The sequence below is a fragment of the Leuconostoc sp. DB-1 genome (genome assembly GCF_013414845.1).
Taxonomy (GTDB): domain Bacteria; phylum Bacillota; class Bacilli; order Lactobacillales; family Lactobacillaceae; genus Leuconostoc; species Leuconostoc mesenteroides.
In genome coordinates this window covers 1419070-1427500 of the sequence record NZ_JABFNJ010000001.1, presented here as the reverse complement: position 1 = coordinate 1427500, position 8431 = coordinate 1419070, and the positions used below count along the sequence as shown (strand labels likewise).

The 8431-nt window shown below is 37.1% G+C and carries 9 protein-coding genes (1 of these 9 cut by a window edge); 5 read left to right on the top strand and 4 right to left on the bottom strand.

Going from position 1 to position 8431, the window contains the following annotated elements; translation table 11 throughout:
- Positions 1-341: the 3' portion of a rhodanese-like domain-containing protein gene (locus HFP47_RS07010; RefSeq protein ID WP_011680317.1), read on the top strand. 64 nt of this gene lie to the left of the window's left edge; only the last 341 of its 405 coding nucleotides appear in the window; its start codon lies off the left edge, out of view; it ends in the stop codon at positions 339-341.
- A gap of 28 nt (positions 342-369) precedes the next feature.
- Here HFP47_RS07010 and HFP47_RS07005 read toward each other — a convergent pair whose 3' ends face one another.
- A complete protein-coding gene (locus tag HFP47_RS07005; protein WP_002815399.1) occupies positions 370-552 on the bottom strand; it encodes a DUF3042 family protein in 183 nt (60 codons plus the stop codon).
- 83 nt (positions 553-635) lie between these two features.
- Between HFP47_RS07005 and HFP47_RS07000 the strand changes: the two genes are divergently transcribed.
- Positions 636-1379, top strand: coding sequence for a glycerophosphodiester phosphodiesterase family protein (locus HFP47_RS07000; RefSeq protein ID WP_014325074.1), 744 nt, complete (start codon positions 636-638; stop codon positions 1377-1379).
- Positions 1372-2265 carry a tRNA (adenosine(37)-N6)-dimethylallyltransferase MiaA gene (gene miaA, locus HFP47_RS06995; protein WP_179876271.1) on the top strand — a complete coding sequence of 298 codons (894 nt, stop codon included), beginning with the start codon at positions 1372-1374 and terminating at the stop codon, positions 2263-2265. The genes HFP47_RS07000 and miaA overlap by 8 nt, the downstream gene beginning before the upstream one ends.
- A gap of 45 nt (positions 2266-2310) precedes the next feature.
- Here the strand turns inward: miaA and HFP47_RS06990 are convergent, their stop codons facing one another.
- A complete protein-coding gene (locus HFP47_RS06990) occupies positions 2311-3138 on the bottom strand; it encodes a hypothetical protein (protein ID WP_002815396.1) in 828 nt (275 codons plus the stop codon).
- 361 nt (positions 3139-3499) lie between these two features.
- Between HFP47_RS06990 and metK the strand changes: the two genes are divergently transcribed.
- Both metK and HFP47_RS06980 read left to right on the top strand, forming a co-directional pair.
- Positions 3500-4657, top strand: a complete 1158-nt coding sequence (gene metK / locus HFP47_RS06985) for a methionine adenosyltransferase (RefSeq protein ID WP_011680314.1) — start codon at positions 3500-3502, stop codon at positions 4655-4657.
- An 18-nt stretch (positions 4658-4675) separates the two neighbouring features.
- A complete protein-coding gene (locus HFP47_RS06980; protein ID WP_011680313.1) occupies positions 4676-5635 on the top strand; it encodes an ADP-ribosylglycohydrolase family protein in 960 nt (319 codons plus the stop codon).
- A gap of 17 nt (positions 5636-5652) precedes the next feature.
- Here HFP47_RS06980 and HFP47_RS06975 read toward each other — a convergent pair whose 3' ends face one another.
- Both HFP47_RS06975 and ppcA read right to left on the bottom strand, forming a co-directional pair.
- Positions 5653-6564: a diacylglycerol kinase family protein gene (locus tag HFP47_RS06975; RefSeq protein WP_179876270.1), complete on the bottom strand. Its 912-nt coding sequence runs from the start codon at positions 6562-6564 to the stop codon at positions 5653-5655.
- Positions 6565-6661: 97 nt separating this feature from the next.
- Positions 6662-8176 carry a phosphoenolpyruvate carboxylase gene (gene ppcA, locus HFP47_RS06970; protein ID WP_011680311.1) on the bottom strand — a complete coding sequence of 505 codons (1515 nt, stop codon included), beginning with the start codon at positions 8174-8176 and terminating at the stop codon, positions 6662-6664.
- Positions 8177-8431: the final 255 nt, after the last annotated feature.

The window sequence follows — 8431 nt, the reverse complement described above, 5'->3', positions numbered from 1 at the left end:
GTTGGCTTTGGGTGTTTGTCTCGGCAAAAATGCATGGGACATTGTTAAAGCCCATTGAATTTACTGAAAAACTAGAAGCCGATAATGGTCAAATTATTGACGTACGTGAAAGTACGTTGTATAAACGATCACACATTTTAGGATCTCGAAACATTGTTGCTATGAATTTTTTGCAGGGAAAATCTGGTTTGCGTAAAGATCGCGATATTTTTTTATACGATGATAACCTTCGTGACGCTGTGCGAGCTGCTAAATCATTAAGCAAACAAGGTTTTGAAAAAGATAAGGTTTTCATATTACGAGGCGGTTTTAATCGTTATGAAGGTAAAAAGACAAAATAAAAGAACTGCAATAGTGCGGTTCTTTTTCTTAGTATCGTGATTGATGTGCAGCAACGCTTCTTCTGATAGCTGCTTTAGAGACTTCATTGTACTCTTCTTCTGCCTTTTCAATAGGCTTGATGACTTTGTGACGATATACTAAAGCACTTCCAGCAACTGCAGCAGCTGTTCCAAAAGTTCCAATGATAACACCTAATTTAAATGATTTCATATTTTTTCCACTTTCTTAAGTTTCTTTAAGTACTATTATCAACCATTTCAGCGCATTTGTAAATAACTATGATTGGGTAAAACATGACAGAAATAATAGCACACCGCGGATATCGAATCGTTGCTCCAGAGAACACACTACCTGCTTTTGAGGCAGCCTTGGCATATGATATTGATATGCTTGAAACTGATGTACATCGTACTAAAGATGGGTATCTTGTAGTTATCCATGATGAAACAGTAGATCGAACAACCAATGGGACTGGTTTAGTAAAGGAACTAACTCTAGCAGAAATAAAAATGTTGGATGCAGGCAGTTATAAACAGCCAATGATGAATAATGTTTCAATCCCAACACTAGAAGAATTATTAATTTTTTTAAAAAATGAAAGGTTTAGTAAAACGCTACTTTTAGAAATAAAAACAGATCATATTGACTATCCAGGCATTGAGCAAGAAGTTCTAAATTTAGTGAATCAGTTTGATCCGACATATGGTATTACTTATCAAAGCTTCAATTTAAAATCATTAAAAATAATACGGAAGCTTCAACCTAATGCTAAAATCGCTGCACTAGTATTTTGGCCTTCGCCCAAAGTTTGGTGGTTAAAAATTATTGGTGTATTTAAATTTGTACATCCTGATATTAGAATACTAAAAAGAAAGCCAAAATTATTTTGGCGTATAGGATTGCCCATTCGCCCTTGGACGGTTGACAAGGAAGAAGATATGCGCGCTGTATTCAAAGCAAAATTACCGGGTATCATCACAAATCAAGTAGCGTTGGCCTGTCGAATACGTAAGGAGATACAAAAAGTTAATGAATAAAATAGTAGTGTTGACTGGGCCAACAGCCTCTGGGAAAAGCAGCTTATCTATTCAGATGGCACAACGTCTCAACGGTGAAATTGTATCAGCTGATTCGATGCAAATTTATCGCAACTTGGACGTCGGAACTGCCAAAGTGACTAAAGAGGAACAAAACATTGTTCCGCATCATTTAATTGACATTGTAGATTTAACAGCTAATTACTCTGTGGGCGATTTTATTATTGCTGCAGATAAAGTGATCGCTGATATCATTTCACGAGGAAAATTACCAATTATTGTGGGTGGCACTGGGTTATACGTTAAAGCTTTGTTAGGCTTTCAAGAACTAGAATACGCCGCAAGCGATACGGAAGAAGTGCATAAATTAAATGCTTATGAACTAGACAAATTAGTTGTAGAATTAAAATCTTTAGATATTAATCGTGCTCAAAAAGTAGATTTAAAAAACAAGCAACGCGTTATTAGGGCAATTCAAATTGCAAAATATGGGAAAAAAGATGCAAAATTAACACAACGGCCAAAGTATGATGCGCTGGTTATAGGCCTTGATTGGCCCCGTGAGCTACTTTATGAGCGTATCAATAACCGTGTTACACAAATGTTTCAAGATGGCGTGTTGAGGGAAGCACAGACAATTCTGGACGCTGGCGGGGAAAAACTACAATCAGGGAAGGCCATCGGTTATAAGGAGTTTTTCCCTTACTTACGCGATCAGGTAACTTTGGATAAAGCTATTAATCAACTGCAACAAGATTCTAGGCGGTACGCAAAGCGACAATTAACCTATTTGCGTCATCAAATACCTGGATTAGTCTGGCTAAAAGGACAGACGGCTGAACTTAGGTTAACAGAGATGATTGAAGGCTGGTTATCATTGAAGTAATATTGGTATTTGTAAGCAAAAAAAGAACACGTCTGTGTTCTTTTTTTAATGATATAACAATAACATTGAGAAAGCTTGTAATAAGATATAGCCCATATTCTGCCAATTACCCAACTTAGCCTTCATAAACTGTAGTACAAAAGCCAGTAAGCTAAAAAGTACAACAAAGATAGTGCTGACACCAACATGATGGCTGAACAATACAACCCAGAATAGACCAAGTGTTAAAATACTCAATTTCCTACCATCGGGATTTGGCATTAAGATGGGATTGAAATAGAAAATAAAGCTGAAAAACATGGGTAATAATTGCAAAATAAATTTCTCGGTTACAAAATTATTTTGTACATAAAAAATAGCAATAGGCACTGTGAACGTCGCTAGAACGGCCAGTAAAATTAATCCTAGAATATTTTGTAAACCAAGCCAGAGTTGTTGAACGATGACTAAGAAGACACATAAGAGTAATAATAGGACGAATATTTCATGTCTTGATTGAATTAATGAACTAAATGTGAACAAGCTACCAACAGCAAAAAAAATATAACTAATCAGACTACGGAAGTTCTGAGTCATCATAAGCGCCATACCCACTGCTATTGCTATTGTATAGCAAAATAATGGTGCAATTTGCCAAGTAATGGAACCTTGAAGAGATTGGGTATGGAGTAGGGGTAATCGCCACCAAATAATATTTAGAGAAATCACGATTACAGACAGTGGTATCCAAAAACGGCGGTCACGAAAATGTATCGGATAAAAATTTTCAAAACTTCGTTTGTCTTGAGCATCATTGCTTAAGCGTCGGGGCATTGAACGGCCATCTGGCAGGCGATGGGCCATATTTGATTGTTGAAAATAATCTTGTTCCATGATTAATATTGTACCGTAAATTTGAATTGTAAAGTTGTCGTTTTGATAACGACATAGTTACAGATGAAATATTTTAAACGCTATTTGCTTTTTAATGAACCATTTGATATGATTGTCTATACAATTTAAAACAGCTATCAAGAGTAGGCGAGTGATACAGCACAATGACCCTGCACCAACCGGCAAAATAACGAAAAGCAGCTACGAGAGTGTATTTTCATCAGTTTTGACATGGTGGTCCATCTGTACAGATAGTCGTCACGTTAGCGCGTTCGACTATGCTTGTCGAACGCGCTTTTTTATGCGACTCTTAGCTTTTTATTTTGATTCAAAGGTGACGACCAAACGTAGGAGAGTATTCATGGCAAAGTATTTCACATCGGAATCAGTTTCTGCTGGGCATCCAGATAAGATAGCTGATCAAATAGCTGATGCTATTTTAGATGCAGTTCTCGAACAAGATCCGAAAGCACGTTCAGCGGTTGAAGTGACTACTTCAACAGGAGATGTATCCATTTTTGGTGAATTATCCACGAATGCTTATGTTAATATTCGCAAAATCGCGACAGATACAATTCGTGAAATTGGATATAATCATGCTGAACTAGGATTTACTGCCGATTCAGTTAACGTTTCTAATAAAATTGTTGAGCAATCAGGGGATATTGCACAAGCTGTCGATAATGCAGAAGATGATCCAGACCAACTTGGAGCTGGTGATCAAGGTATGGTATTTGGCTATGCTACTAACGAAACAGACAGTTATTTACCATTGACGTTGGCTTTGTCGCATCGTTTAATGCGCAAGATTCGTGATGCACGTGAAAACGAAATTTTACCATATCTAAGACCAGATGCTAAAGGTGAAGTAACAGTTGAATTAGATGATAATGATAAAGTTAAGCGCATTGCTGCTGTGGTCCTTTCAACACAACATGATGACGAAGTCACACTAGAGCAATTGCGAGCTGATATTCGTAAACATGTCATTGATGAAGTGTTACCACAAGATTTGGTAGACGAAGACACGATTTATTATATTAATCCATCTGGAAGATTTGTTTTAGGTGGGCCACAAGCCGATTCAGGATTAACAGGACGTAAAATTATTGTGGACACTTATGGTGGTGCTGCCCATCATGGTGGCGGTGCCTTTTCAGGTAAAGACGCTACAAAAGTGGATCGTTCTGCCGCTTACTATGCTCGTTATGTTGCAAAAAACATGGTTGCGGCTGGGGTCGCTGATAAGTTGGAATTGCAAGTATCATATGCAATTGGTGTTGCACGCCCTGTATCACTGAATGTTGATTCATTTGGTACAGCCAAAGTTTCTGAAGAAAAAATCAATGAAATTATAACTAAATTGTTTGACTTCAGACCATTAGCTATTATTAACAACTTAAATTTGCGTCGTCCAATCTATAAGCAGACAGCTGCATTCGGACATTTCGGACGTACGGATATCGATCTTCCTTGGGAATCATTAGATAAGGTGAAAGAAATCAAAAACTTACTTTAATTCATGATAAAATGAAATATGGTTAAAAAAGGATCGACAATTCAATTTTTGTTGAAAGGAATGGCTGTAGGCGAAAGTATTGCCTATTTGCCAGTTCGTGAACAGGAAAAATTGTTACGAGGTGAGTCAGATCATGAGCTGAGATGGGGTACCCAGACAAGCTTGGCACTGACAACAACCGCTAGTTTATCACGAGGTTATCAGTTAGCAGATGTAATGATTCATCTGCAAAACTGGTACAAAAAGCGCCAATATGCACCAATGGGAACAATTCAAGATGTGGATGTTGTGACCAAGCAGGCGTTAGAAAACTATACTAAAAATAGAGACATATTGGCAGCAGGAATTGGTACTGATGATGCTGATAGTGAAAATATACTATCACGTATGCTGCCAGTATCTCTCTATTTATATCATCAAGTAGGGGTTTCTTTTATTAATGATGAACCAGCCATGCTGATGTTACATAGAATAGCGGGTTTAACGCACAATGACGAGGGAGCTCTGGTCAGTGTGGGGATGCTCAGCCTTATTGTCAGTCAAATATTGGACGGGCATTTGATATCTGATGCCGTAGAAAATGGATTAGCATTTGGATTTGAGTATTATTCTCGCCACCAAGTTTTTGTGAATGAACTGACTGCGTTTTATGATCTCAATCTACCTGATTTTTCAAATATACCAGCTGATAAAATCGAATTAAATGGTAAAGCTTCGCCAACATTGGAGGCGGTTATTTGGAGCTTGTTGAATAGTGATAGTTACACGCAAGCAGTTGAAAAATCTTTGATTCATGGTCATTCTAACAGCATTGTACCCACCCTAGTTAGTGCAATTGCTGCAATATATTATAAAGATGATTTAGTATTAGAATTTGGACAAAATCTTGTTTCAAAACGTGTGATTACGACGGTAATTGGGCAAGCTGAACGTTCATCAAGATTCAATCTATTAAATAAACCCACTAACTTAGGTTAGTGGGTTTATTTTGCAATTTAAATCCAAAATGGGTAAGACTGTTGATCAACATTAAATGAAAAACTACCATTTCCAAGTAGTCCGCCATCAATATGTCCAGGTTGAATATCGTGAACATGAATAGCATCTCCAGGGGATAGGTTAACGTGATGTATGATGTTTGATCTTAAATATTTATGATTGAAAATAATACCCGTGACAAATTGCATCATCTTCATTTTCCTAAGAACAATAATTTCTATCGAAGTTTCTGGCAGGTTGCCAGTAGTAGATGTTGCAGTTACTTTGTTTTTTAAGGTTAGTAGGAAGGAGTTTGGTAGTTGCAAATATTCCGAGCAAGCGTTAATCGTTACAGGAAAACTTTTCTGACTAAAGAAGGCTTTAGTGGTCAAAAAATGATTCTTTAATACGTTAAGTTTGAATGGACTGGTATTTTTAATACTATTTTTCTTGTATTCGGTTAGTGCAGTATCAAAACCAATGCCAACACTACTAATAAAATATTTGGTCTGCTGTTTGGGTATATCACCACAGATTTTGCCAATATTTAAAAATTTAGGATGATGAATTTGCTGCAATTGAGGTAAGACGTTTGTCTTATCTTTGAGATGGAGCGCGGGTGTAAAATTAGTATGGAGATCCAAAGGTATATAACTAATAGGAAGTTGATGTTGGCGCTCGACACTAAGTAGTCCATTTAATACTGTATTCAAGGTGTTGTCGTTGCCAAGTACTAAAATAACATGATTTGATGATTCATCCGGTAGGTTTTTGGCCAGTTTTTTTGCTATAAAAGTTATTTCTGCGTCAAATGTAGCCTCATACCACGAAGAAAACTTCAGTGAATTTTTCACGTGAGAGACAAAATCTGCAGATTGTATATCTTGGTGTTTATCTTGTACTATATTAATAATGTGGAAATCTGGCATATTTTGACTCTTGCTTTCAAACAAATTAGTATCATTGTATCAAAATTTCAATGTTAAGGCGAACTGAGAGCAAATAAAAAAAGCCTGTTTAGGCTTTTTATCCAAGGAAGTGTCGTAATTGTGCCATGCGGTTAATAAGGGCTGTAATGGCAACTGGAGCACCATCTTTAAATTGCACTACTTGAAGTGCAATTTCAGCATGTTGTTGTTCTTCGCGCGTTTGAGGACCAATTTCAAACTTGAAAATACGTTGCATGATGAGAATATCTTCTTCAACTTCGGCCCAAGCAGAATTTTGAGTTTTTAGAATTTGCAAAGCATCCATATTAACGAAGCGTGCTAATTCATTAAAGTCTTTGCTCATGCTAGGATATGAGCGAACAAATACGCTCAAATGATCAGCATCTAAATGCTTCAATGCGCGCCCAAAACCAATAAATTCTGGTGGGACACCGACTGAGTAGAATGAGCCAGTGAAGTTAATGGCCCTTGGTAATTCGATGCCATCAACTGAACGTGAATATCCAAGAACACCAACGTGTTGACGGCGATCACGACGCTTTGGGAACGCCTTGAAAATCGCTTGCATGCTAGGAACCAAATTGTCTAGCGTATTAGAATAAAACTTAGCGGACTCTTCAGCTATCTCAGTTAAAATCTTTTGATCATCAAGAGAAATTTTTAATGGTTCTGCAACAGGCAATTTTTCTTTTAATTCAGCGATGCCTTTTTGCACTTCTTCAATAGGAAAGTCGTAACGGAATGCTGATTGAACAGTTGCTGTGCGTACTCCTGGAAATTCTGTTACGTAGCGATCGATGCGGTGTGGAGATAAACCACCACGGAAAATTGCTGATCCGGTTCCTGAAATTGGGAAAATTTCAATGTTTTCTTCTTCAGCAAACTCATGAAGTCGCGCAATTGCTAGTTTGTTACCGGTAATTGAACTCATAAATCCAGCTGTTAAAGCAGAATCCGATCCGGCTAAGAATACACGCATATATTTTGGTCGGAAGCCAAAATGTTCTTCGTGGAGGTTTAAATACTCCTTTAAAATTTCAGGTGCATGTAATTGCGTTTCAAAATCCTCAAAAAGAGGGATCATTTCAATATAGGGTGTGTTTTTATCAGAGCGAGTAAATTCTGCTGATTTGAAGTTTGCTAATTTTTCAAACAAAACTTGCATTTTCAAAATTTGGTCTGCACGCTGTGCCATTGGCAGAATAGCTTCAAATAATGGTCGAGAGAATCCAAGATCATGGGCGAAGTCTTCAGAACTTAAGAAGGCAGTCATCGCTTGCATTAAGTTGTAGCCTTTTTCTTCCCAAATATTAGGGAAACGGAAAGTTAAAAACTTGTCACGACCGATTTGATGATCTTTGAAATAATCATACTCTGTGCTAAACAAGCGATCAATGACAGCTGCATCAGCATGTTTACCTTCCCAATCCCACATATACTCATCGACATTTAATTCATTAAAGTTTTCAAATGCTTCACCGGTTTCTCGATAGGCACTGATAAATGGTTGCTGAGAACTTTCCCAGAATGGCGCATTAGCATTATCTGGATGTTGCGTTCCCATGATTGAAGGGATTTTACGTGATGTCATGATAGCTCCTTAATTTGTACTGATGATATTGTAACATACTGACAAACGACAAGCAGAAATAATGTCAGCTTTTTTACGAATAATTAAGTTAAATGATCCTTAATGTTCGAAAATTGCGGGGATAAATTTCCGATACAAATTAATCATAGTATTTTTGAGAAACGTTCATCTTGATAAGTAACCTAACATTTTTTAGAATAATTGTTAAAGTAGTGGCTATACTAAAATAGTAATGTTTGTTCACAACATTACTAC

What these genes read in the sequence shown, in the direction of transcription:
- HFP47_RS07005 (WP_002815399.1), bottom strand. Translation starts at nt 552, where the DNA reads ATGAAATCATTTAAATTAGGTGTTATCATTGGAACTTTTGGAACAGCT.
- HFP47_RS07000 (WP_014325074.1), top strand. Translation starts at nt 636, where the DNA reads ATGACAGAAATAATAGCACACCGCGGATATCGAATCGTTGCTCCAGAG.
- miaA (WP_179876271.1), top strand. Translation starts at nt 1,372, where the DNA reads ATGAATAAAATAGTAGTGTTGACTGGGCCAACAGCCTCTGGGAAAAGC.
- HFP47_RS06990 (WP_002815396.1), bottom strand. Translation starts at nt 3,138, where the DNA reads ATGGAACAAGATTATTTTCAACAATCAAATATGGCCCATCGCCTGCCA.
- metK (WP_011680314.1), top strand. Translation starts at nt 3,500, where the DNA reads ATGGCAAAGTATTTCACATCGGAATCAGTTTCTGCTGGGCATCCAGAT.
- HFP47_RS06980 (WP_011680313.1), top strand. Translation starts at nt 4,676, where the DNA reads ATGGTTAAAAAAGGATCGACAATTCAATTTTTGTTGAAAGGAATGGCT.
- HFP47_RS06975 (WP_179876270.1), bottom strand. Translation starts at nt 6,564, where the DNA reads ATGCCAGATTTCCACATTATTAATATAGTACAAGATAAACACCAAGAT.
- ppcA (WP_011680311.1), bottom strand. Translation starts at nt 8,176, where the DNA reads ATGACATCACGTAAAATCCCTTCAATCATGGGAACGCAACATCCAGAT.